This window comes from Rhodoferax sp., assembly GCF_034519335.1.
Taxonomy (GTDB): Bacteria; Pseudomonadota; Gammaproteobacteria; order Burkholderiales; family Burkholderiaceae_C; genus Allorhodoferax.
Genome location: NZ_JAXHOL010000040.1, coordinates 115,131 through 137,886, shown reverse-complemented (window position 1 = coordinate 137,886; position 22,756 = coordinate 115,131). Strand labels below are relative to the sequence as shown.

Below are 22,756 nucleotides of genomic sequence, written 5' to 3'. Positions count from 1 at the left end.
GCTGATTCGACACGATGGGGATTTTGTTGCTGGAGCAGGCCTTGAACGGCCTGCAGCTGGGGCTTATGCTTTTTTTGCTGGCCGCCGGCCTCACGCTGGTGTTCGGCATCATGGACATGGTGAACCTGGCGCACGGCTCGCTCTACATGGTGGGTGCGTACCTGATCGCCACCGTGTCTGCGGCGGCCGATTCGTTTTGGGTGGGCCTGGGGGTGGGCGTGCTGGCCACGGCCGTACTAGGCATGCTGCTGGAAGTAACCGTACTGCGCCGCCTGTACCGGCGCGACCATGTGACGCAGGTGCTCGGCACCTTTGCCATTTTGCTGATGTGCAACGAGGGGGTTCGCATGGTGTGGGGTTCACAACCCATCTCGCTGAACCCGCCCGCCGCACTGGCTGGCCCGGTGGAGCTGCTGCCCGGCTTTTATTACCCCGCGTTTCGCCTGCTCATCATCGGCGTGGGCCTGGCCACAGCGCTGCTGCTCTACCTACTAGTCACGCGCACGCGCGTGGGCATGCAGGTGCGCGCCGGGGCGTCGAACCGCGACATGGCGCTGGCCATGGGCACCAATGTGCAGCGCCTGTTTACCGCCGTGTTTGGCTTGGGCGCGGCGCTGTGCGCGCTGGCGGGCGGCATGCTGGGGCCGCTGCTGGCGGTGCAGGTGGGCATGGGCGAGAGCATCCTCATTCTGGCCTTTGTGGTCATCGTGATTGGGGGCATTGGCTCCATCCGCGGCGCGCTGGTGGGTGCACTGCTGGTGGGCCTGGTGGACTCCGGCGGGCGCACGCTGCTGCCCATGCTGTTCGAGGCACTGTTCAGCCCACAGGTGGCGGCCGATGCCGCGCCTGCCGTGGCCTCCATCCTCATTTACGTGCTGATGGCTGCGGTGCTGGCCTTCAAGCCGCGTGGACTGTTTCCCGCCCATGGCTAATCCGCGCACCTCTACCAGCCTGTTGCAGCACAGCCTGAATCTGCGCTGGACGCTACCGCTGCTGGCTGTGCTGTGCGCGCTGCCCTGGGTGGCAGCCGCTCTGGGCGACAGTTTTTACGTGACGCTGGCCACGCGTATTCTGGTGTTTGCGCTGGCCGCCACCAGCCTGAACCTGATCCTCGGGTTTGGCGGCATGGTGAGTTTTGGGCACGCGGCCTTTGTGGGCGTGGGCGCCTACACGGTGGGCATCCTCATGCAACACGGCATTACCAGCGCCTGGCTCGCCTGGCCGCTGGCCATGGCGGTGAGTGCGCTGCTGGCGCTGCTGATTGGCACCATCAGCCTGCGTACGCAGGGCGTGTACTTCATCATGATCACGCTGGCCTTTGCGCAGATGCTGTACTACCTGGCCGTGTCGCTCAAGGCCTATGGGGGCGACGACGGGCTGTCACTGCCCGGCCGCTCCGCGCTGGGCTTCGAGCTTTCTGATACCGCACTGTATTACGTGACGCTGGCCCTGCTGGTCGCCACCATCGTCTTCGTCACCCGCCTGCTCAATGCACGTTTTGGCCAGGCCCTGCAAGCCATCCGCGAGAACGAGGTGCGCATGGCAGCGCTGGGCTACGCGGTGCTGCGCTACAAGCTGGTGGCCTTTACGCTGGCGGGGGCGCTGACTGGGCTGGCGGGCGCGCTCTTGGCCAACCAGGGGAGCTTTGTGAGCCCGTCCCTCATGCAGTGGAGCCAGTCGGGCATGCTGATGGTGATGGTGATTCTGGGCGGCGTGGGCCATGTGCTGGGTGGCTTGGTAGGGGCTGCGGCCTTTTTACTCATGGAAGAATTTTTGGGCCACCTGACCGAGCACTGGCAGCTGGGCCTGGGCGCGCTGCTCTTGCTGGTGGTGCTGGTGGCACCGCAGGGGCTGATGAGCCTGTTCAAGCGGAGGGCGCCATGAGCACGGCGCCACTGTTGCAGGTCACCGGTTTGGTGAAACACTTTGGCGCACTGGCCGCCACCGACCATGCCAACCTGAGCGTGCAGCAAGGCCAGATCCATGCGCTCATTGGACCCAACGGCGCGGGCAAAACCACGCTGATCCACCAAATCTCTGGTGCGCTGCGCCCCGACGCCGGGCACATTGTGTTCGACGGCCACGACGTCACCCGCCACCCCATCCACCGCCGTGTGCACCGCGGCCTGGCACGCAGCTACCAAATCACCAATGTGTTTTTGCGCCTGAGCGTGCTGGACAACCTGGCGCTGGCCCTGCAGGCCGTGGACGGCAGCAGCCTGCGCTTCTGGAAGGCCGCGCACGCTGAGGCCCAGCGCCTGGAGCGCGCCGCCACCGTGGCGCGCCGCGTGGGCCTGGGGACGCGGCTGGACACGCTGGCCGGCGCGCTCTCGCACGCCGAGCAGCGCCAGCTCGAAGTGGGCCTGGCGCTGGCCAGTGGCCCGAAGCTGCTGTTGCTGGACGAGCCGCTGGCTGGCATGGGCCCTGATGAATCGCAGCGCATGGTGGAACTGCTGCACAGCCTGCGCAGCGAAACCACGCTGCTGCTGGTGGAGCACGACATGGATGCGGTGTTCCAGCTGGCCGATGCGATCTCGGTACTGGTGTTTGGCAAGGTGATTGCCAGCGGCGCCCCAGCCGCTATCCGCGAAGACGCAGTGGTGCGCCGCGCCTACCTGGGCGATGAAGTCTAAAGAAACGCCCATGGAAACCCTGCTCGACATCACCGACCTGGACACCGCCTATGGCAGCAGCCAGGTGCTGTTTGGCCTGAACCTGCGCATCCCCGCCGGCGGCGTGGCCACACTTTTGGGCCGTAATGGCATGGGTAAGACCACCACGGTGCGCAGCATTCTGGGCCTGACACCCGCGCGCAGTGGCAGCATCCGTTTTCGGGGTGAACGTATTGACCAGCTCAGCCCCGACCGCATTGCCCGCATGGGCCTGGCCGTGGTGCCCGAGGGGCGGCAGATTTTCCCCAACCTCACGGTGCTGGAAAACCTCAAAGCCTTTGCAGCACAACGCAATGCCAGCCCCACGCCGTGGACGCTAGAGCGCATTTACGACCTCTTTCCGGTGCTGCAACAACGTGCCCGCAACATGGGCAACCAGCTCTCGGGCGGCGAGCAGCAGATGCTGGCCATAGGCCGTGCGCTGATGACCAACCCGCACCTGCTGATCCTGGATGAGGCCACCGAGGGCCTCGCGCCGCTGATCCGCGAAGACATCTGGGCTTGCCTGGCCACGCTGCGCGCACAGGGCCAGAGCATTCTGGTGATCGACAAATACGTGCAGCGCCTGTTGCCGCTGGCGCAGCAGCACACCATCATCGAACGCGGCCGGGTGGTCTGGACTGGTGACTCCGCCACGCTGGCAGCCCAACCCGACCTTTGGCACCAATACGTTGGCATCTAACTGCAGGAACCTGACATGCCCCAGCTTTACCGCGACTTTGACACCCAGGCGCAAATCGATGCGCAATACAACCCCTCGCTCGCCTTGGCCGACGCCACAGCGCCGGGCAAGCATTTTGTGGCGCAGTCCAGCAAAGCCCGCAACACGCTCAAAAACCATTTGGACATTCCGTTTGGCCCCACGGTGCACGAGACGCTGGACATTTTTCCGGCCGATGCCCCCAACGCGCCCGTGTTTGTGTTTATCCACGGTGGCTACTGGCGCGCCCTGTCGTCCAAGGAATTCAGTGGTGTGGCGCTGGGCCTGCAGCCGCTGGGCATCACCACCGTGGTGGTGAACTACGCGCTGTGCCCCTTTGTCACCATTGCCGAAATCACGCGCCAGTGCCGCGCCGCGGTGGCCTGGACGCTGCGCAACATCGCCCAGTACGGTGGCGACCCCACGCGCGTGGGCGTAGGCGGCCACTCGGCCGGCGGCCACCTGAGCGCCATGTGCCTAGAAACCGCCTGGGACACCGACTACGGCCTGCCACACGACCCGCTCAAGGCCGCCATTCTGATCAGCGGCCTGCACGATCTGGAGCCGCTACGCTACAGCTACCTGCAGCCCATGATCCAGCTGGACGAGCACACCGTGCGCCACTATTCCCCCGCGGCCAATGTGCGCGCCTGCCCCACCCCCACCTGGGTGACCTGGGGCGGTGCCGAGAGTGCTGAGTTTGCCCGCCAGTCTGCCCTGTACCACGCGGCCGCTCAGGCGCTGGGCAACCCGACCGAGCTGCGCGACTTGCCGGGTGCAGACCACTTCACCATCGTGCATGAGCTGGAGCGTAGCGACAGCCCGATGGCGCAGTGGCTGGCTACGCAGTTGCGTGTCTAACGTACCCCGGAGGCAATTCTTAAGCCAAAAATGGCTGCAGCGCTTATGAAATAAGCGCGAGTAGCTCCTAATTTAATAGCAAATCTCAGCGCGCCTTGCGCCGCTCAGGCCGATCATCATGCGCCTGCAACCAGGTAACCCAGTCGTCCACCGCCAGCGGCCGACTAAAGCAGTAGCCCTGCAACTCATCACAGCCCAGTGCAGTCAACGTCTGGGCCGTCGGCAGGTTTTCCACCCCTTCAGCAACCACCTTGAGCCCCAGCGTGTGGCCCAGTGCTATGACCGCGTGCACGATGGCCGCGTCCGCACTGTCGTCCAGCATGCCGTAAACAAACGACTGGTCCACCTTGAGCTTGTCGATCTCGAAACGCTTGAGGTAGGCCAAACTCGAGTAGCCGGTGCCAAAGTCATCGATGGCAATCTGCACGCCCAGGCCTTTCAGCGCACGCACCTGCGCCTGCGCCGCCACCGGGTTGTCCATCAGCGTGGATTCGGTCAGCTCCAGCTCCAGCAGGTGGGGCTCCATGCCCGAGGCCTGCAGCACACCGCGCAGTTGCTCCACCAGCTCCGGGTCGGCCAGCTGGGCCACCGACAGGTTGACCGACAGCTCCATGCCCTTGCACAAGCCCCGCTTCTGCAGCGCCACCCACTGGGCGCAGGCCTCGCGCAGAACCCACAGGCCGATGGGTTTGATCAGCCCCGTTTCTTCGGCCAGATGGATGAAGTGGCCGGGCGCGACCTGGCCCAGCAGCGCGTTGTGCCAGCGCAGCAAGGCTTCGGCGCCTTGCACCCGGCGGGTGCGTGCATTCAGGCGTGGCTGAAAGTGGAGGCTGAATTCCTCGTTGTCCAACGCCTGGCGCAATTGGCCTTCCATAGTCTGGCGGGCTTGCACACGCTGGTCAGTTTCGGGCGAAAAGAAGCGTGCCATGTCGCGGCCCGCAGCCTTGGCCTCGTACATGGCGGCGTCAGCTCGGCGCATCAGTTCGTCTTGCGCCGTGGCGTCTTCGGGGTACAGGGCCACGCCTACGCTGCAAGATACTGTGAGGTTGTTGCCCTCCACCATGGCGCTTTGGCGCAGCGAAGGAATCAGGCGCTGGTTCACCATGGTGGCCAGCTCCTCGCGGTTGGCTACGTGGCGCAAGATGATGACGAACTCGTCGCCCCCCAAGCGGCTCACCGTATCGTCAGCACGCACGGCTGCAGTCAGGCGCCGCGCCACAGTGCGCAGCAGGCCATCGCCAATGTGGTGACCTAGCGTGTCGTTGATGAACTTGAAGCGGTCCAGGTCGATAAACAGCACCGCCACCTGCTCGCCCGTGTGCTGGGCCTGCGCCAATGCTTCAGCCAGGCGCTGCTGGCACAAGGAGCGGTTGGGCAGCTCGGTCAGCACGTCGTGCTGGGCCAGAAAGCGGATGCGCTCTTCCTTAGCCTTGCGGTCGGTGATGTCAATCGATATACCGATGTAGTTCACCACTTCGCCGCTGGTGGCACTTTTATGCACCGCCGACACCATCAGCCAGGCGGGATAACTTTCTCCCGATTGCTTGCGGATACGCACCTCGCCCTGCCAGGCATCCTTGTCTTCCAGATCGGACCACACCATGTCCTGGGGGCTGTCCATCACATAGGCCAAGTCGTGGCCTATGACTTCGTAAAAATCATAGGCGGTGCTACGGCAGAAAGCGCGATTCACGCTAATGATCTTGCGTGATTCGTCCATGATGATGATGCTCTCGCTGGACGCCTCAAACACCTTGGCCCACAGCTCCAGGCGCTGCTCCATGACCTTGAGCTTGTTGATAGGTGCGAACGCAGTGAGGATGGCGTCACGTCCCTGGAATTTGAGCCGCCGGGCGGACAGCACGGCCCATGAGGGCGCTGTGCCGCCGAGCCAGCGGACCTCAAACTCATCCACAGCGTCAAAATCTGACAGGCGCTGGAAAAAGCGGCCGCGTACGCTGGCCTCCAGCCCCGTGCGCCAAGGGTCGGATGTTTGCCCCCCCAGCCATGGCTGGGCCGGGGCATTGGCGTGCAGCACTTCGTGATCAGGCACCGAGGTCACCACCATGGGCATGGGGAAAGCCTCCACCAGTTCCAGTTGCGCCTCAGCCGCGCGGGCGCTGGCTGCCAGCTCCTGCTGCGCCAAGCGGTCACGGTCCAGCTGGGCCAACATGCCATTGAAGGCCGTGAAAAGCTGGCCAATTTCATCCCGACTGTGCCAGTTGGCGCGACGCGTGTAGTCGGCCGTGTGGCGCACGTCATCGGCCACGCGAGCCAGGGCCTGCAACGGCCGAGCGATCTGGCTGGCCACCAAGTAAACCAGACTCAAGATGCATCCCAACAACAGCAGTGCGGTGCCCAAATGCAACCACATACGCTGAAACAGGCCATCCACTCTGGCATTGAGCAGCTGCTGCATCTGCTCCAGCCCCACACGCCAGGCATCGTCCAGCCCGGTCAATGCGGCCTGGTAGGCCTGCTCGAGGGCGGCTGCTTCCTGGGCACTCACACCGTCTGAAGACGCTGCTTGCACAGTGCGCGAAAACGCGTGTGCCTGCTGCAGCAGCGCCGTACGGGTGGCACCCAGCCCGGCGTGCAGCTGCGGTGTACCAGCTAGCCAAGCCTGTTCGTAGTCGGATTCCATGCCCTGCAACACTGCGTCCAACCGCCCCACCAGCGTAAGCAGCTGGGCACTGGGGTTTTGCCCTTGCGACGTCTGGCCCCAGTGCTGCATGAAGTCACGGGTGTCGTAAAGCACCTGCAGAAGCTCGGGAAAACGCAGCACTGTGAGCGACATCACGTAGTAGCTGTCCAGATCAGGATCGAGAATCAGGTTGGATTGATTGCCCACAATGGTGAGCAAATCACGCCCTTGTGACAACAGGGCGGTCTTGTTGGCCTTGCTGGAGGGTGTTTGCAACAAGGTGTGCAATCGCTGCGATGCCTCGGCGGTGTGCAGCTCAGCATCGTGGACCTCACGGATGGCGTCCAACGCTTTCAGGTCATCCACAAAAGCGGATGGCACCACAGCGGCAGCGGGCGGCGGCACGCGAAAGGCGCCCATGAGGTTGCGGCGCACCACCTCGGCGTAGTGGGCGCCCACAATTTCCTTGCGCGCAAAGTCAATGGCCAGGTACTTCTCGTGGATCAGAATGCCGGACACATAAATCACGGCCGTGAGGTCCAGCAGGTAGATGAGCGTGAGCTTGCGCCCCACGCTCAAGCGTCCCAGCCACAGCGGTATTTTTGACAGCATCGTGTGTCCTTCCCAACGATGGGACACACTAAGCAATAAGCGCACCAACTTGGCGCAGACCGCTCAATTACATATTGCGCCGGTACTGCCCCCCACTTCAAACAGGACGCTGGTGATCAGTCCCGGTGAACAGCCCGAAGCGCCGCAGAGCCCCCACGGCTAGACAGCCTACATGCGTGCAGCGCAACCCTTGCCCACAGTCGCGGCTGGCAGTTTCCAGAGTCGCTCAGCGTTGCCGTGGGCAACGGCGTGCGCGACATCGTCTGGCAACTTCCCGAGCGCCTGGCGCCAAAATGTGACTTGCCGTACGTATTTTTCAGACCAGTCCTCAGGCCAGACGTTGTCAACAGCGAAGATGAATCGGTCCGGATACCGCAGTATCAGTGCCGTCCAGTCGGGGCTCAGATCTTCGCCCACGAACATGTCCGTCCAAGGTTGCGAGCTCTCGCTTACCTTTACAGGATTTGCATGCGATGTAAGGAAGACCACATTGGCGTGTGCAGCCAGCAGACCTGCGGCATCATCCGCGTCGAGCTGCGCCATGTGAATCAGCGCAAATGGATGCTGTGGGTACCGGCTCAAGAGTGATGTCAATTCTTCCATCCGCTTTGCACGGGCTTCTGCACCATAGGCCTTGGTGAGCCATCGAAATTCGTAATGGAGAACCACCGGCCAGCCTTTGGTGATGGCCTGGCGTATCGCCGCCTGAACTTGAGGTGTATCGGCTTCCAGGTAGACCTCGCGCGCACGATCGCCCTTGGGCGCGTGCGCGAGAATAATCTCGCTCATCGCTTTGAACGCGCGCTGGCTCACCTGTTCGTTCAATTGTTTGTAGTATCCGGGCTCGTTCTCGTCATACGCCCGGCCTTTTGTGCGTACAGAGGGAACAATGCAGTCGGGGTATGTCGCACCTATTCCCAGAAAGGTAGATGGCGAGACTTTTCCCCGTGTGGACAACACCACTTGCGTCACACCCGCGCGCGCCAAGTATTTGATCACTTGGTCTGGGCGAATATCTTCATCGAACTGGCTATGTGCATCAATGAATGGCAGAACACTGGATGCCCCGTAAACAGGGCCCAACGCCAATAGGGAAAAGAAACAGGCCAACAATAACTTCATGAAACAGCGCCCTTGTGACTAGACTGCCCAACCTACATGCTCCGCCTGAAGAAGTACAGCTTAGCCGTTTGGCTGCCCTATAACTTCGAAAGGCGTCGAGCCGATCTTGCACAGCAGATGTTACGACCAGCGTCTCTACCTAGGCCGCCTGCTGCTGAAGGGGGCGTAGTGAAATCCGAGGCTGAATATGAACATTCGCACTACATATTGCGCCGGTACTGCCCACCCACCTCAAACAGTGCGCTGGTGATCTGGCCCAACGAGCAGACGCGCACGGCGTCCATCAGCACGTCAAACACGTTCTGGTTGTCAATGACGGCTTGCTGCAGCTTCTTGAGCATGGCCGGCGCAGCGTGTGCGTGGCGGGTGTGGAAGTCCGCCAAACGTTTGAGCTGGTTTTGCTTTTCCTCGTCGGTACTGCGGGCCAGCTCCAGCTTGTCCATGACCTGGTCGCCATGCGGGTTGCGGAAGGTATTGACGCCGATGATGGGCAGCTCGCCGGTGTGTTTGAGCATCTCGTAGTGCATGGACTCATCCTGAATCTTGCCGCGCTGGTAACCAGTTTCCATCGCGCCCAGCACACCGCCGCGCTCGGCAATGCTTTCAAACTCCTTGAGCACGGCCTCTTCCACCAGTTCCGTCAGCTCTTCGATGATGAAGGCGCCCTGTGACGGGTTCTCGTTCTTGGCCAGGCCCCACTCGCGGTTGATGATGAGCTGGATGGCCATCGCTCGGCGCACACTATCTTCAGTTGGCGTGGTGATGGCCTCGTCAAAGGCATTGGTGTGCAGGCTGTTGCAGTTGTCATAAATCGCGATCAGCGCCTGAAGCGTGGTGCGGATATCGTTGAACTGGATTTCCTGTGCGTGCAGGCTGCGGCCGCTGGTCTGGATGTGGTACTTGAGCTTTTGGCTGCGTTCGTTGGCGCCGTATTTCTCTTTCATCGCCACCGCCCAGATGCGGCGTGCTACGCGGCCCATCACGGTGTATTCGGGGTCCATGCCGTTGCTGAAGAAGAAGCTCAGGTTGGGCGCAAAGTCATCAATGTGCATGCCGCGTGCGAGGTAGGCCTCGACAAACGTGAAGCCGTTGGACAGGGTGAACGCCAGCTGGCTGATGGGGTTAGCCCCCGCCTCGGCAATGTGGTACCCGCTGATGGAGACGCTGTAGAAATTGCGCACGTTGTGGTGCACAAAATAGCTGGCAATGTCACCCATGACCTTGAGACTGAATTCGGTGCTGAAGATGCATGTGTTCTGACCTTGGTCTTCTTTCAAAATGTCGGCCTGCACGGTGCCGCGCACATTGGCTAGCACCCATTCGCGGATCTTGGCGACTTCGGTGTCCGTGGGTTCGCGGCCGTTGTCCGTCTGAAACTTCTCGATATTCTGGTCAATGGCCGTGTTCATGAACATGGCCAGAATGCTGGGCGCCGGGCCGTTGATGGTCATGGACACGCTGGTGCTGGGGTTGCACAGATCGAAACCGCCGTACAACACCTTCATGTCGTCCAGCGTGGCGATGGACACACCGCTGTTACCTACCTTGCCGTAGATGTCGGGACGTGGATCAGGGTCGTTGCCATACAGCGTGACCGAGTCGAACGCAGTTGAGAGGCGCTTGGCGGCCATGCCGCTGGAGAGCAGCTTGAAACGCGTGTTGGTGCGGAAGGCGTCACCCTCGCCCGCGAACATGCGTGTGGGGTCTTCGCCCTCGCGCTTGAAGGCGAAGGTGCCGGCGGTGTAAGGGTAGCTGCCGGGCACGTTGTCCAGCATCAACCATTGCAATACCTCGCCCTGGTCCTCGTACTGGGGCAAGGCCACTTTGCGGATGGTGGTGCCACTCAAACTCTTGGTGGTGAGCGCTGTGCGGACTTCCTTGTCGCGGATCTTCACCACGTATTCGTCACCCGCATAGGCCTTTTGCATTTCGGGCCACTGGGCCAGCAGCTTGCGCTCGGCCATGCCCATTCGATCTTCGCGTTGGGTGGCCAGGTCATGGACTGCCAGCACCGCACGCTCTTTGTCGGGATTGGCCTCCTGCAGCATGCGGCCACTTGCACGCAGTTGCTGAATCTCGCGCGCCAGGCGCGCCTGTTCTTTGGCGCGCTTTTTATAGCCGCGCACGGTGTCGCTAATTTCGGCCAAATAGCGCGTGCGCGCCGCAGGCACCACCGGCGTCTGATTGGAGCTGTGGCGCACCTGCACCTTGGGCAACATGCCGTCCTGCAGCGGCACACCCAAAGCTTGCAGGCGTGGCAGCAGGGCTTGGTACAGCGCGGTCACGCCATCGTCGTTGAAACGGGCAGCCATGGTGCCAAACACCGGCATCTGGTCCGTGGGTATGGTCCAAGCCTCTTTGTTACGCTGCACCTGCTTGGATACATCGCGCAGCGCGTCGCTCGCGCCTTTTCGGTCAAACTTGTTGATGGCGACGAACTCAGCGAAGTCCAACATGTCGATCTTTTCGAGCTGGCTGGCGGCGCCAAACTCTGGCGTCATGACATAAACCGGCACGTCCACCAGCGGCGCAATGGCCGCATCACCCTGGCCAATGCCCGAGGTTTCCACCACCACCAGATCGAAGCCCGCCACCTTGCAGGCGGCAATCACGTCGGGCAGCGCCTTGCTGATCTCGGAACCAAAATCCCGCGTGGCCAAGCTGCGCATGAAGACGCGGCTGCCCTGTTGCCAGGGAGAAATAGCGTTCATGCGGATGCGGTCGCCCAAAAGTGCACCACCGCTCTTGCGGCGAGAAGGATCAATCGAGATCACGGCCACACGCAGGCTGTCGGCTTGGTCCAACCGCAGCCGGCGGATCAGCTCGTCCGTCAGGCTGGACTTGCCGGCGCCACCGGTGCCGGTGATGCCCACCACTGCTATCTTTTTGGTAGCTGCTTGCGCATTTATTTCAAGGGCTAGAGCTTCATTTACCTTGGAAGCCTCGATGGCTGTGAGCAACTGGGACAGCGCGCGCCAGCTGGCCTCGGTATGGCCCTGGATGGCAGAGAGGTCGGTAGGGGCCAGCGTGGTGATGTCCTTGTCGCAGCGCATTACCATCTCGCCAATCATGCCGGCCAGCCCCATGCGCTGGCCATCTTCAGGGCTGTAGATGCGGGCCACGCCGTAGGCATGTAACTCGCGGATTTCGGCCGGCACGATGACGCCACCACCGCCGCCAAACACCTGGATGTGCGCACCACCCCGGCTTTTCAGCAGGTCCACCATGTACTTGAAGTACTCCACATGCCCGCCTTGGTAGGAGCTGATGGCAATGCCCTGCACGTCTTCCTGCAGCGCGGCGGTGACCACCTCGTCCACGCTGCGGTTGTGGCCCAGGTGGATGACCTCGGCGCCCATGCCCTGCAGAATGCGCCGCATGATGTTGATGGCGGCGTCGTGCCCGTCGAACAGGCTGGCGGCGGTGACAAAACGCACCTTGTGGGTGGGGCGGTAGTTGGCCAGGGCCTTGAAGTCAGCGGACAGGTCAGTCATGGGGCACTCGCAAAAAAGGGCAAGAAAACGGCAAAAGGCGACGAATTGACGTTTACGTAAACGTCAACTGTAAACCATCCACCCCAACCTAGGCTTACGCATTTACCCGGTCGCGACCCGCCCGCCCAAATCCAGTACATTGGCAAGGCGTGCTTACGCTTTGTTACCTGTTCCAGAACCTGCCCCCGCCATGCAACCCATCCAGCTCTTCGACCCGGCGTCCAGCACCTACACCTACATCTTGTTTGACGAGGCCAGCCGCGACGCACTGATCGTGGACCCGGTGGATGAGCAACTGGAGCGCGACCTGGCTACGCTACGCCAGTACGGCCTGAAGCTACAGTGGGCCGTCGAAACGCACGCCCACGCAGACCACATCACCAGTGCCGCGCTGCTGGCCGAGCATACCGGCGCCAAAACCGCAGCCCCTGCCGGTTGCGGCATTGGCACGGCGGCCGTGCAACTGGCCGATGGCGACACGCTGGCCTTTGGCACCGAGTCCATCCGCGCACTGCACACGCCGGGCCACACCAGCGGCAGCATGAGTTTCACTTGGCGGGACCATGTTTTCACCGGCGACACGTTGCTGATTGGCGGCTGCGGCCGTACCGACTTCCAGTCCGGTAGTGCCCAAGACCTGTACCGCAGCCTGACCACTGTGCTGTTTGCCCTGCCCGACACCACCACGGTCTGGCCCGGACACGACTACCAGGGCCGCACCCGCACCACCATTGGCACCGAAAAAACCAGCAATGCCCGCGTGGCCGGCAAGAGCTTGGCGGAATTCGTCGCCATCATGGAAGGGCTGAATTTGCCGCGCCCGCGACGCATCGACGAGGCCGTGCCGGCCAACCTGAGCTCGGGCGTGCGCCACGACGCCGGCAGCGCGGGTGCCATTGCGGCCCAGGCCGCAGCGGGCTACGCGGGTGATGTGAGTGCCGAACTGGCCTTCGCCTGGTGGCAGGTGGGCGAAGCCGTGCTGGTGGATGTACGCACCGATGCCGAGCGCGAGTGGGTAGGCTTTGTGCCCGGTGCCGTGGCGCTGGCCTGGAAGCAGTGGCCCGGCATGGCGATGAACCCGCAGTTTGATGCCGCCTTACAGTCAGCGGTGCCAGCGGGCCAGAAAGTGCTGCTGCTGTGCCGCAGTGGCGTGCGCTCCATTGCGGCGGCCAAACGCGCCACCGAACTGGGTCTCGAAGCCTACAACATCCTCGAAGGTTTTGAGGGCGACCCCGATGCCAACGCCCAGCGTGGTCACCGCGGCGGCTGGCGCCTGCGCGGCCTGCCCTGGCGGCAGGGCTAAAACCAGCACAATACCGCCCAGAGACAACCCGAAAAAAACAAAAACCATGACATTCCTTGCGCTGGACATCGGCAACACCCGCCTCAAGTGGGCCCAGTACGCCAGCCCGCAGCCCGGCGCCGCCCTGCTGGCCCAGGGGGCCGAGTTTCTGGAGAACATTGACAAACTAGGGGATGGCGCTTGGCGCGGCCTGCGGGCACCACGCCAAGTGCTGGGCTGCGTAGTGGCGGGCGACGCCGTCAAACGTCGCGTGCAGGAGCAAATGGATGCATGGGATGTGACCCCGCAGTGGGTCGTGTCCAGTGAAGGCGAAGCGGGCCTGCGCAATGGCTACGACCACCCCACGCGTTTGGGTGCGGACCGCTGGGTGGCCATGATCGGTGCCTACCACCGCATGTTGGCGCAGGGCTCGCCACGTCCCATGGTGGTGGTGATGGTGGGCACCGCAGTGACCGTGGAAGCGATCGACGCTAAAGGCAAATTCTTGGGCGGGCTGATCCTGCCAGGCCACGGCATCATGTTGCGTGCGCTCGAATCCGGCACCGCCGGCCTGCACGTACCCACAGGCGAAGTGCGCGAATTCCCCACCAACACCAGTGATGCGCTGACCAGCGGCGGGACCTACGCCATTGCAGGTGCTGTTGAGCGCATGGTGCAACACGTAAGCGCCCACTGCGGCGCAGAGCCCAAGTGCATCATGACGGGCGGTGCGGGCTGGAAGATGGCACCCAGCATGACACGCCCGTTTGAACTGGTGGATAACCTGATTTTTGACGGCCTGCTGCAGATGGCCCAGGGGCGCTACCAGCCGGCCACAACGGCCTGAGGCCAGCGCGGGACTCAGAGGTCTAGCAGCTGCGAAAAATCAGTGTGGGTGGAACTTGGGCTGTTATCGGCAGACAACACTGCACTGCCCTCAAATGCATGTTCCAGTACACGCACATCGGACTCACCGAGCGCAGCGCCCGCCAATACTGCACGGTCCACCATGCGCATCAACAAGGCCCGCGCCGCATCGGGCGACTCACCCTGCAAATCTACGGTAGCAACCAGCGTTAATCGAACGGTAGCCAGATCAGGCGCGCGCGACGGTACACGCGATGCCGAGCCGCTGTCCTGCAACACCGTGCCGTCACGGGCCACAAACAACACCCGTGATGCGCCTCGTGGCGACAGTACATGGGACTGCCCATCTGCATTCACTACCAGCATGGTGCCATTGGCAAAGTCTCGGGCCCAGGCGGTTTTTCCACCCAAAAAACCGCGGATGCTGAAGCCATATTCGCGCGGAGACACGAAGTGACGTCCACTGATATCTAACGAGGGATCATCGATTTCCAAGTCGTCGTGGACAAAGGTGTAGCGATTTACACCGGCTTGTAGCTGCCGTGGGGTCGCACGGGGCAGACCGGGAGGATGCTCTCGGGGACTGAGTTCACTCCAATTGGTCATAGTTACCTCCCGTTACATTTTCTGGCAATCATACTGAGTTCAGGTCGGCGTTGCGAGCCATTGCTCGGCCAAGCGCACCCAGTAGGTGGCGCCAAGCGGCAAAAGGGCGTCATTGAAATCGTAGCTTGGGTTGTGCAACATGCAAGGGCCGCCGCCATGGCCCATCTCGCGGTGGGCACCGTCGCCATTGGCAATAAAGCTGTAGCAGCCAGGTTTGGCCTGCAGCATGTAGGCAAAGTCTTCCGCCCCCATGGTGGGCTCTTGCGCAAGCACGTTTTCCTCCCCCACGATGCTGGCCATCACTTTGCGTGCAAATTCGGCCTCTTTGGCGCTGTTGATGGTGGGCGGGTAGTTGCGAACAAACTGGAATTCACAGGTTGTACCAAAGGCCGCACTGGTGTGCTGGGCGAGGTCGCGCATACGCTGCTCAATCATGTCCAGCACCGCGATGGTGAAGGTGCGCACCGTGCCCTGAATTTCGCACTGATCAGGGATCACGTTGGTGGCCTCGCCAGTGTGGATCATGGTGACGGATATCACGCCCGCGTCGATCGGCTTTTTGTTGCGGCTAATGATGGTCTGGAAGCCCTGCACCATCTGGCAGGCCACCACCACGGGGTCAATGGCATTGTGCGGCATGGCCGCATGACCCCCCTTGCCGCGAATCACAATTTTGAATTCGTTGCTGGACGCCATCACCGGCCCTGGGCTCGCGGCAAAGGTACCGGCGCGCATGCCAGGCCAGTTGTGCATGCCAAAAACAGCCTCCACCGGGAACTGCTCAAACAGTCCGTCCTTGATCATCTCGCGTGCGCCGCCACCGCCCTCTTCGGCCGGCTGAAACACCAGGTAGACCGTGCCATCAAAGTGGCGGTGCTGGGCCAAATGTTGGGCCGCACCGAGCAGCATGGCGGTGTGCCCGTCGTGACCGCAGGCGTGCATCTTGCCCGGGTGCTGGCTGGCGTGGGCAAAGGTGTTGAACTCCTGCATGGGCAGTGCATCCATGTCTGCGCGCAAGGCGATAGCGCGACTGGAAGTACCCGCTTGGACTATGCCCACCACCCCGGTGGTGCCCATGCCACGGTGGATGGGGATGCCCCATTCGGTCAACTTGGCGGCAACCAGATCGGCGGTGCGCACTTCTTCGAAACACAGCTCAGGATGGGCGTGCAAATCGCGGCGCAGCGCAGCAATCTGCGGGGCATTGGCAACAATTGGGTCTAGCAGTTTCATGGTGCGGGCTCCAGCAAGAAAATGGATTGTGCACCGCGCCGATGACACCCACAGACCAGACTCGCTAAAGTAGAGCCATGCATCCAGAGAATTTATCTTCCACGCCCGAACACAAAGTCCTGGGTGCCTGCCCCCACGACTGCCCCGACACTTGCTCCATGCTGGTCACCGTACAGAACGGCGTGGCCATCAAGGTACAGGGCAACCCGGAGCACCCCGCCACCAACGGCGCGCTGTGCACCAAGGTGTCCCGCTACACCGAACGCACTTACCACTCCGATCGGCTGCTGCACCCACTCAAACGCGTGGGGCCCAAAGGGTCCGGCCAATTTGAACGCGTGAGCTGGGACGGGGCGCTGAGCGATATTGCAAACAAGCTCCAGACCATTGCCGCTCGCGACCCACAGGCTATTCAGCCCTACAGCTACGCCGGCACCATGGGGCGCGTGCAAGGCGAAGGGATGGCTGCCCGCTTCTTCAATAAGCTGGGCGCGGCCCGGCTGGACCGCACCATTTGCGCCTCGGCCGGCGCGGAGGCACTGACGTTCACTTTAGGCAACAAGGTCGGCACCAAGGTGGAGTTCTTTGCAGAGGCCAAGCTCATCCTGATCTGGGGCAGCAACTCGATTGCCAGCAATGTGCACTTCTGGCGCTACGTTCAAACCGCCAAGCGCAACGGTGCGCGCATCATTTGCATCGACCCGCGCCGCTCTGAGACGGCCGAAAAATGCCACCAGCACATCGCCCTGCTACCCGGCACCGATGCCGCACTCGCGCTGGGCCTGATGCATGAGCTGATCACCCACGACTGGCTGGACTACGACTACATTGACCGCCACACCCTGGGTTGGGAGGGCCTGCGCGAACGTGCCCTGCAATGGACGCCTGAGCGCACCGCAGAGGTGTGTGGCATCACTGCCGACGAAGTGCGTGCATTGGCCCGCGAATACGGCCAGATCGCGCACGCAGGCGAGCCTGTGGCCATCCGCATGAACTATGGTCTGCAGCGGGTGCGTGGCGGCGGCAATGCCGTTCGCGCCATCGCCTGCCTGCCCGCGCTGGTAGGCGCCTGGCGGCACCGTGCCGGAGGTGTGCTGCTGTCGAGCTCGGGCTATGTGCCCACCCAGACCATGGCACTGGAGCGGCCCGAACTGCTGGCCGGCCGCACACCACGCACCATCAACATGAGCACCATTGGTGACGACTTGCTGCGTCCGGCCAGCCCGGAATTCGGACCTGCCATTGAAGCCCTCATCGTTTACAACAGCAACCCTGTGGCGGTGGCACCGGAGTCCGCCAAGGTAGTGCAAGGCTTTGCGCGCGACGATTTGTTTACCGTGGTGCTGGAACACTTCCAGACCGACACGGCGGACTACGCGGACTATGTGTTGCCCGCCACCACCCAACTCGAGCATTGGGACGTGCACAGCAGCTACGGCCACACCGACATCCTGCTCAACCGCCCGTCCATTGCCTCACTGGGCGAAGCGCGCACCAACACCCAGTTCTTCCGCGACCTGGCGCAGCGCATGGGCTACACCGAAGACGTGTTTGCCGAGTCTGATGAGAGCCTGTGCCGGACTGCCTTTGGCGACAAGGTGGACTTTGGCTTGCTACTGAGCCAGGGCTACGCGCCCCTGCCCGTTTCCGATGCGCCGTTTGCCGATGGCGGCTTTCCAACACCAAGCGGCAAGTGCGAGTTTTACAGCGCGCGCTTGGCTGCGCGCGGGGACGACGGCCTGCCCGACCACCTGCCCAACTACGAACCCGCAGGAGCGGATGCGAGATACCCGCTGGCCATGATCTCGCCACCCGCACGCAACTTCTTGAACTCCACCTTTGTGAACGTAAAGAGCCTGCGCGACATCGAAGGCGAACCCCTGGTGGAACTGCATGAAACCGATGCTGCGCCACGCGGTATCGCGGATGGGGATGAGGTGACGGTATTCAACGGCCGCGGCACCCACCGCTGTGTGGCGCGCGTGTCCGCCCGCGCACGCCCCGGAGTGGTCAACGGCCTGGGCATCTGGTGGCGCAAGCTGGGCCGCGACGGCACCAATGTGAACGAGCTGACCAGCCAACGCCTGACCGACATGGGACGCGCACCAACGTTTTACGACTGCGCGGTCGAGGTGAAAAAGACCTGAGTTACCAACGCAACGGCGTTCAGCGCTTGTTGCGTCCAAATTTGAGCAGACGGGTGGCGATGAAAGTCTCCACCATGAAGCAGATCAAGGCGCTCAAAAAGCACACGACACCTCCGACAAACGTAAAGATGGAGATACGTAAGCCGGGGAAGTCAATCGTCTCGCCAAGGAACAACACCACGATTGTGAGGCCGATCAGGAACGCACAGGCCGTTAACAACGCAATGCTCGAATTCGCTAGCAAACCGCGAGTTCGCAGCTCCGCGAGTTCGGTATAGCCATCTGCATCTTCCGCAGGGTGGGTGCCCTGCTTTATGCGGGTTTCCACATTGCGCGCCCGGTCGATGATGCGCGCCAGTCGTCCGGACACCGCCGCAATCATGCCGGACACTGCTGTCAAAAGAAAGACGGGCGCAACCGCCAGCTGGATTCCGTGGGAGACCGCATCCGGCTCAAGGGGAAAGGGCATTGCATACACCTCAATAAAAAACGCCATGCCGGCTCGTGCAGGCATGGCGTCGCATTGTAGGGCGGGGCTCTATTTCTGTTGGGCCAATTGCTGCTCCAACTGGTGCAGCACGCGGTAGCAGTCCAACACGCGGCCTACGCTGGAGTTGGGTTCGCGCCCTTCTTTGATGGCAGCAAAAAACTCGCGGTCTTGCAGCTCAATACCGTTCATGCTGACAGCCACGTTGCTTACGTCGATCTTTTCTTCTTTGCCGGTATACAAATCGTCGTAACGGGCGAGGTAGGTCGCTGTGTCGCCGATGTAGCGGAAGTAGGTACCCAAGGGGCCGTCGTTGTTGAAGCTCAGTGACAAGGTACAGATCGCACCGTTGGCCGCACGCAGCTGGATGCTCATGTCCATGGCGATGCCGAGCACCGGGTGGATGGGACCCTGAATGGCGTTGGCTTGCACGATGGGGCTATTGGCTTGGTAGGCAAACAAGTCCACGGTGTGGGCCGCGTGGTGCCACAGCAAGTGGTCGGTCCAGCTACGGGCCTGGCCAAGCGCATTGGTGTTGGTACGGCGGAAGAAATAGGTCTGCACATCCATCTGCTGGATGTTGAACTTGCCGGCTGTGATCTGCTCGTTGACGTACTGGTGGCTTGGGTTGAAGCGGCGGGTGTGACCGCACATGGCGACCAAGCCTGTCTTCTTCTGTTCAGCCACCACCGCCTCGGCGCCAGCCCAGCTGTCGGCCAGGGGTATTTCCACCTGCACGTGCTTGCCGGCCTTCAGACAGGCCAGCGTTTGCTCGGCGTGCATCTGGGTGGGGGTGCAGAGGATGACAGCATCCAGCTCGGGCAGTGCCAAGCTTTCCGACAGCTCTGTGGTCACATGGCCGATGCCATACTTGGCAGCCACTTCTTTGGTTTTGTCCAGATCACGGCTGATCAGCGAGACCACTTCCACGCCTTCAATGTTCTTGATGCCGTCCAAATGTTTGTTGCCAAACGCACCAGCCCCAGCGAGGGCGACTTTGATGGTTTTACTCATATCAGTTGTTCTCCAAAATCAAATGGCCCACTGCGGTGTTGCTGGCGGGCACATGGTAAAAACGGTGTTTGACGCTTACAGAGTGTGCGCGAGCAGCTATTAAATCTGTAGCATCCTTGTCGTTGTAGGGCACATCTGACATCGCACCGCGGGCGATCAGCCACATTACCAGCTCAATGCCTTCACTCCCCGCCTCACGCACGTAGTCGATGTGGGGCGTGGCGGCGCAGGCGGCCGGGTCGGCAATCATCTGGTCCAGCCAGGCGTTGTCCCACGCGCGGTTAATCAAGCCCGCGCGCGCGCCTTGCAGCTGGTGGCTCATGCCGCCAGTGCCCCAGATGTGCACGTTCAGGTCTTTGTCATAGCTCTCCACCGCCTTGCGGATGGCCTTGCCCAGGTTGAAACAGCGCTGGCCGCTGGGCACCGGGTACTGCACCACGTTCACGGCAAACGGAATCACCGGGCAGGGCCAGCTGTCCTTGACCGGGTCCTTCTCACCGCACATCAGGCTCAGGGGCACGGTCAGGCCGTGGTCCACATCCATCTTGTTCACGATGGTGAGGTCAAAGTCCTGCTGGATCACCGAGTGGGCAATGTGGGAGGCGAGATCGGGATGCCCCTTTACCTTGGGCACGGGGCGGGGGCCGAAGCCCTCGTCGGCAGGTGTGTACTCTGCGGCAGTACCGATGGCGAAGGTAGGGATCATGTCCAGGCTGAATGCCGTGGCGTGGTCGTTGAAGACCAGGAAGATGACGTCGGGCTTGTTGTCCTTCATCCATTGTTTGGAGAAGTCGTAGCCCGCAAACAGCGGCTTCCAGTAGTCTTCCTGGGTCTTGCCCAAGTCCATCGCCGCGCCGATGGCGGGTACGTGAGATGTGAATACAGATGCGGTAATTTTGGCCATGGGGTTCAGTCTTTCTTGACGCCAGCTGCGTTGTGTTGGCCTTGGGGTTGGCGGTGGGCCTGGGCATCGCCATCCTCACCGATGTAGCGGTTGCCTTCCGCCGAGCGGCCGCCGGCCATCATCATGGCGCGGTACTCCACCTCGGTCATGCCGGTCATGCTGCCGGCCATCTGCTGAAAGCTCAGGCCATGGGTGGCACCGATCTTGGCCAGGAAGTAAATGTTGCCGCCAAGCAGCATGGCGCGGTTCAGGTCCATGTCGATCACCGCCTGGCGCTGCTCTTCACTCATGGGCCATTCGTTCAGGTAAGCACGCTGGTCTGCCTTGAAACGAGTGCGGTTTTCGGGCTTCATCAGGCTCATGCAGAACTGGTTGAGCCAGTAGCCTTTGCGGCTTTGCTCGGCATCAAAAATGATGGTGCCGGGAATGTCTTGGTAGGGTTTGTCGAGGGCCATATCAGCCTTTCAGGGTTTCAGGCCAATACAGGCGGTTGGGGTTGTCCACCAGCAGCTTGCGCTGCAGCTCGGCGGTGGGCGCAATGTGCGGAATGAAGTCCACCAACAGTCCGTCATCGGGCATGTGATCCTTCAGGTTGGGGTGCGGCCAGTCGGTGCCCCAGAGCACACGGTCGGGGAACTGCTCGACGATGCGTTTGGCAAACGGAATCACGTCACGGTAGGCGTTCTGCTCACCGTTCAGTGCCTTGGGGCCGCTCACGCTCAAGCGCTCGGGGCAGCTCACCTTGCTCCACACATTGCTGTGCTCGCGCATGAACTTCTCAAACAACGCGAACTGCGGGCCGTCCACCGGCAGTGCCACGTCGGGCCGGCCCATGTGGTCCACCACCACGGTAGTGGGCAGCGCGGTGAAAAAGTCCCACAGGTCAGGCAGGTCTACCGCCTCGAAGTAGATCACCACGTGCCAGCCCCACTTGGCGATGCGGCTGGCAATTTCCAACAACTCGTCCTTGGGTGTGAAGTCCACCAGACGCTTGACGAAATTGAAGCGCACGCCGCGCACACCGGCGTCGTGCATGGCCTGGATTTCTTCCTCCGTGACGCTGCGCTTGACGGTGGCCACACCACGCGCCTTGCCATTGCTGGCCAGCAGTGCATCCACCAAGGCGCGGTTGTCCGCGCCGTGGCAGGTGGCCTGCACGATCACGTTTTTCTCAAAGCCCAGGTGGTCGCGCAGGGCAAACAACTGGTGCTTGGAGGCGTCGCAGGGCGTGTACTTGCGCTCGGGCGCATACGGAAATTCCGCGCCCGGGCCGAACACATGGCAGTGCGCATCCACCGCGCCAGCGGGAAGTTGGAACTTGGGCTTGGCCGGACCGGTGTACCAGTCCATCCAGCCTGCGGTTTTGGTGAAGTCATCAGAAGTGGGTTTGCTCATGTCCTGCCCTCAATCGAAGTACTTCAAGCCTGCGGCGGCCAAGGGCTCGCGCATCTTGTACATGTCCAGCCCCAGCACGCCGGCGGCCAGCTTGGCGCGCTTCTCGCCTTCAAAGCTCTCACGCTTCTGCGCGGCTTCCAGCGTGGCGGCGGCACGTGCTGCGGGTACGCAGACGACACCGTCATCGTCCGCCACGATCACGTCACCCGGCGTCACCAGCATGCCGGCACAGACGATGGGAATATTCACTGAGCCCAATGTTGCCTTGATGGTGCCCTTGCTGCTGATGGCCTTGCTCCATACCGGGAAGCCCATGCGCTGCAGTTCTTTCACGTCGCGCACACCGCCGTCGATGATGAGGGCGCGCGCGCCACGGGCTTGAAAGCTGGTGGCCAGCAGGTCACCGAAGAAACCGTCGGTGCACTCGGCGGTCACGGTGGCCACCACGATGTCACCGGGCTGAATCTGTTCCGCCGCCACGTGCATCATCCAGTTGTCGCCGGGCTGCAGCAGCACGGTGACAGCCGTACCGGACACCTGCACGCCGCTCTGGATGGGGCGCATATAGGGCTTGAGCAAGCCCACACGGCCCATGGCCTCATGCACAGTGGCAGAGCCCAGCGCGGCCAGGCCGTCAGCGGCTGCGCGGTCTGCGCGCTGGATGTTTCTGTAGACGACACCTAGTTCATACATATTCATTTCTCCTCAGAATTTCT

The 22,756-nt window shown here is 62.0% G+C and carries 19 protein-coding genes and 1 pseudogene; 9 read left to right on the top strand and 11 right to left on the bottom strand.

Annotated elements, in window-relative coordinates; genetic code table 11:
- Positions 1–14 precede the first annotated feature (14 nt).
- From U5O12_RS18430 to U5O12_RS18410, 5 genes are read left to right on the top strand one after another with little or no spacing between them, the layout of a single operon-like run.
- Positions 15–932, top strand: a complete 918-nt coding sequence (locus tag U5O12_RS18430) for a branched-chain amino acid ABC transporter permease (protein ID WP_322580048.1) — start codon at positions 15–17, stop codon at positions 930–932.
- Positions 925–1,884 (top strand): branched-chain amino acid ABC transporter permease, encoded by a 960-nt coding sequence (locus U5O12_RS18425; RefSeq protein WP_322580047.1) that lies wholly within the window; start codon positions 925–927, stop codon positions 1,882–1,884. The genes U5O12_RS18430 and U5O12_RS18425 overlap by 8 nt, the downstream gene beginning before the upstream one ends.
- Positions 1,881–2,633: an ABC transporter ATP-binding protein gene (locus U5O12_RS18420; protein WP_322580046.1), complete on the top strand. Its 753-nt coding sequence runs from the start codon at positions 1,881–1,883 to the stop codon at positions 2,631–2,633. Before U5O12_RS18425 ends, U5O12_RS18420 begins: the two co-directional genes overlap by 4 nt.
- A gap of 10 nt (positions 2,634–2,643) precedes the next feature.
- Positions 2,644–3,354, top strand: a complete 711-nt coding sequence (locus U5O12_RS18415; protein WP_322580045.1) for an ABC transporter ATP-binding protein — start codon at positions 2,644–2,646, stop codon at positions 3,352–3,354.
- Positions 3,355–3,369: 15 nt separating this feature from the next.
- The gene (locus U5O12_RS18410; RefSeq protein ID WP_322580044.1) at positions 3,370–4,233 is read left to right on the top strand and encodes an alpha/beta hydrolase; all 864 of its coding nucleotides are present in this window, start codon (positions 3,370–3,372) and stop codon (positions 4,231–4,233) included.
- Positions 4,234–4,318: 85 nt separating this feature from the next.
- On the opposite strand, the gene U5O12_RS18405 is transcribed toward U5O12_RS18410, so the two are convergent.
- The 3 genes from U5O12_RS18405 to icmF all read right to left on the bottom strand — a co-directional run bounded on the left by U5O12_RS18405 (position 4,319) and on the right by icmF (position 12,105).
- The gene (locus U5O12_RS18405) at positions 4,319–7,489 is read right to left on the bottom strand and encodes an EAL domain-containing protein (RefSeq protein WP_322580043.1); all 3,171 of its coding nucleotides are present in this window, start codon (positions 7,487–7,489) and stop codon (positions 4,319–4,321) included.
- 168 nt (positions 7,490–7,657) lie between these two features.
- The gene (locus U5O12_RS18400; RefSeq protein ID WP_322580042.1) at positions 7,658–8,611 is read right to left on the bottom strand and encodes an amidohydrolase family protein; all 954 of its coding nucleotides are present in this window, start codon (positions 8,609–8,611) and stop codon (positions 7,658–7,660) included.
- Positions 8,612–8,811: 200 nt separating this feature from the next.
- Complete coding sequence (gene icmF / locus U5O12_RS18395; RefSeq protein WP_322580041.1) at positions 8,812–12,105, bottom strand: fused isobutyryl-CoA mutase/GTPase IcmF; 3,294 nt, start codon at positions 12,103–12,105, stop codon at positions 8,812–8,814.
- A gap of 190 nt (positions 12,106–12,295) precedes the next feature.
- On the opposite strand from icmF, the pseudogene U5O12_RS18390 reads away from it, so the two are divergent.
- From U5O12_RS18390 to U5O12_RS18380, 3 genes and pseudogenes are all read left to right on the top strand, one after another.
- Positions 12,296–12,796 (top strand): annotated as a pseudogene (locus tag U5O12_RS18390) (MBL fold metallo-hydrolase); the annotation flags it as partial.
- 174 nt (positions 12,797–12,970) lie between these two features.
- Complete coding sequence (locus tag U5O12_RS18385) at positions 12,971–13,408, top strand: rhodanese-like domain-containing protein (protein WP_322580172.1); 438 nt, start codon at positions 12,971–12,973, stop codon at positions 13,406–13,408.
- A gap of 46 nt (positions 13,409–13,454) precedes the next feature.
- A complete protein-coding gene (locus tag U5O12_RS18380) occupies positions 13,455–14,234 on the top strand; it encodes a type III pantothenate kinase (protein WP_322580040.1) in 780 nt (259 codons plus the stop codon).
- A 14-nt stretch (positions 14,235–14,248) separates the two neighbouring features.
- Here U5O12_RS18380 and U5O12_RS18375 read toward each other — a convergent pair whose 3' ends face one another.
- Both U5O12_RS18375 and U5O12_RS18370 read right to left on the bottom strand, forming a co-directional pair.
- Positions 14,249–14,860 carry a hypothetical protein gene (locus U5O12_RS18375; RefSeq protein ID WP_322580039.1) on the bottom strand — a complete coding sequence of 204 codons (612 nt, stop codon included), beginning with the start codon at positions 14,858–14,860 and terminating at the stop codon, positions 14,249–14,251.
- A 39-nt stretch (positions 14,861–14,899) separates the two neighbouring features.
- Positions 14,900–16,093, bottom strand: a complete 1,194-nt coding sequence (locus U5O12_RS18370) for a M20 aminoacylase family protein (protein ID WP_322580038.1) — start codon at positions 16,091–16,093, stop codon at positions 14,900–14,902.
- A 77-nt stretch (positions 16,094–16,170) separates the two neighbouring features.
- On the opposite strand from U5O12_RS18370, the gene U5O12_RS18365 reads away from it, so the two are divergent.
- Positions 16,171–18,240, top strand: a complete 2,070-nt coding sequence (locus tag U5O12_RS18365) for a molybdopterin oxidoreductase family protein (RefSeq protein WP_322580037.1) — start codon at positions 16,171–16,173, stop codon at positions 18,238–18,240.
- A gap of 19 nt (positions 18,241–18,259) precedes the next feature.
- Here the strand turns inward: U5O12_RS18365 and U5O12_RS18360 are convergent, their stop codons facing one another.
- From U5O12_RS18360 to ligK, 6 genes are all read right to left on the bottom strand, one after another.
- Positions 18,260–18,709, bottom strand: coding sequence for a DUF2721 domain-containing protein (locus tag U5O12_RS18360; RefSeq protein ID WP_322580171.1), 450 nt, complete (start codon positions 18,707–18,709; stop codon positions 18,260–18,262).
- 69 nt (positions 18,710–18,778) lie between these two features.
- Positions 18,779–19,741 (bottom strand): Gfo/Idh/MocA family oxidoreductase, encoded by a 963-nt coding sequence (locus tag U5O12_RS18355; protein ID WP_322580036.1) that lies wholly within the window; start codon positions 19,739–19,741, stop codon positions 18,779–18,781.
- A gap of 1 nt (position 19,742) precedes the next feature.
- Positions 19,743–20,645, bottom strand: coding sequence for a class III extradiol dioxygenase subunit beta (locus U5O12_RS18350; protein WP_322580035.1), 903 nt, complete (start codon positions 20,643–20,645; stop codon positions 19,743–19,745).
- A gap of 5 nt (positions 20,646–20,650) precedes the next feature.
- Entirely contained in the window at positions 20,651–21,100 is a 450-nt protein-coding gene (gene ligA, locus U5O12_RS18345; protein ID WP_322580034.1) for a protocatechuate 4,5-dioxygenase subunit alpha, read from the bottom strand.
- A gap of 1 nt (position 21,101) precedes the next feature.
- Entirely contained in the window at positions 21,102–22,040 is a 939-nt protein-coding gene (locus U5O12_RS18340) for an amidohydrolase family protein (protein WP_322580033.1), read from the bottom strand.
- 9 nt (positions 22,041–22,049) lie between these two features.
- Positions 22,050–22,733: a 4-carboxy-4-hydroxy-2-oxoadipate aldolase/oxaloacetate decarboxylase gene (ligK, locus tag U5O12_RS18335; protein WP_322580032.1), complete on the bottom strand. Its 684-nt coding sequence runs from the start codon at positions 22,731–22,733 to the stop codon at positions 22,050–22,052.
- Positions 22,734–22,756: the final 23 nt, after the last annotated feature.

Bases quoted from the DNA above. Each gene is read 5' to 3' on its own strand.
- U5O12_RS18430 (WP_322580048.1), top strand. From the start codon at position 15: ATGGGGATTTTGTTGCTGGAGCAGGCCTTGAACGGCCTGCAGCTGGGG.
- U5O12_RS18425 (WP_322580047.1), top strand. From the start codon at position 925: ATGGCTAATCCGCGCACCTCTACCAGCCTGTTGCAGCACAGCCTGAAT.
- U5O12_RS18420 (WP_322580046.1), top strand. From the start codon at position 1,881: ATGAGCACGGCGCCACTGTTGCAGGTCACCGGTTTGGTGAAACACTTT.
- U5O12_RS18415 (WP_322580045.1), top strand. From the start codon at position 2,644: ATGGAAACCCTGCTCGACATCACCGACCTGGACACCGCCTATGGCAGC.
- U5O12_RS18410 (WP_322580044.1), top strand. From the start codon at position 3,370: ATGCCCCAGCTTTACCGCGACTTTGACACCCAGGCGCAAATCGATGCG.
- U5O12_RS18405 (WP_322580043.1), bottom strand. From the start codon at position 7,489: ATGCTGTCAAAAATACCGCTGTGGCTGGGACGCTTGAGCGTGGGGCGC.
- U5O12_RS18400 (WP_322580042.1), bottom strand. From the start codon at position 8,611: ATGAAGTTATTGTTGGCCTGTTTCTTTTCCCTATTGGCGTTGGGCCCT.
- icmF (WP_322580041.1), bottom strand. From the start codon at position 12,105: ATGACTGACCTGTCCGCTGACTTCAAGGCCCTGGCCAACTACCGCCCC.
- U5O12_RS18380 (WP_322580040.1), top strand. From the start codon at position 13,455: ATGACATTCCTTGCGCTGGACATCGGCAACACCCGCCTCAAGTGGGCC.
- U5O12_RS18375 (WP_322580039.1), bottom strand. From the start codon at position 14,860: ATGACCAATTGGAGTGAACTCAGTCCCCGAGAGCATCCTCCCGGTCTG.
- U5O12_RS18370 (WP_322580038.1), bottom strand. From the start codon at position 16,093: ATGAAACTGCTAGACCCAATTGTTGCCAATGCCCCGCAGATTGCTGCG.
- U5O12_RS18365 (WP_322580037.1), top strand. From the start codon at position 16,171: ATGCATCCAGAGAATTTATCTTCCACGCCCGAACACAAAGTCCTGGGT.
- U5O12_RS18360 (WP_322580171.1), bottom strand. From the start codon at position 18,709: ATGCCCTTTCCCCTTGAGCCGGATGCGGTCTCCCACGGAATCCAGCTG.
- U5O12_RS18355 (WP_322580036.1), bottom strand. From the start codon at position 19,741: ATGAGTAAAACCATCAAAGTCGCCCTCGCTGGGGCTGGTGCGTTTGGC.
- U5O12_RS18350 (WP_322580035.1), bottom strand. From the start codon at position 20,645: ATGGCCAAAATTACCGCATCTGTATTCACATCTCACGTACCCGCCATC.
- ligA (WP_322580034.1), bottom strand. From the start codon at position 21,100: ATGGCCCTCGACAAACCCTACCAAGACATTCCCGGCACCATCATTTTT.
- U5O12_RS18340 (WP_322580033.1), bottom strand. From the start codon at position 22,040: ATGAGCAAACCCACTTCTGATGACTTCACCAAAACCGCAGGCTGGATG.
- ligK (WP_322580032.1), bottom strand. From the start codon at position 22,733: ATGTATGAACTAGGTGTCGTCTACAGAAACATCCAGCGCGCAGACCGC.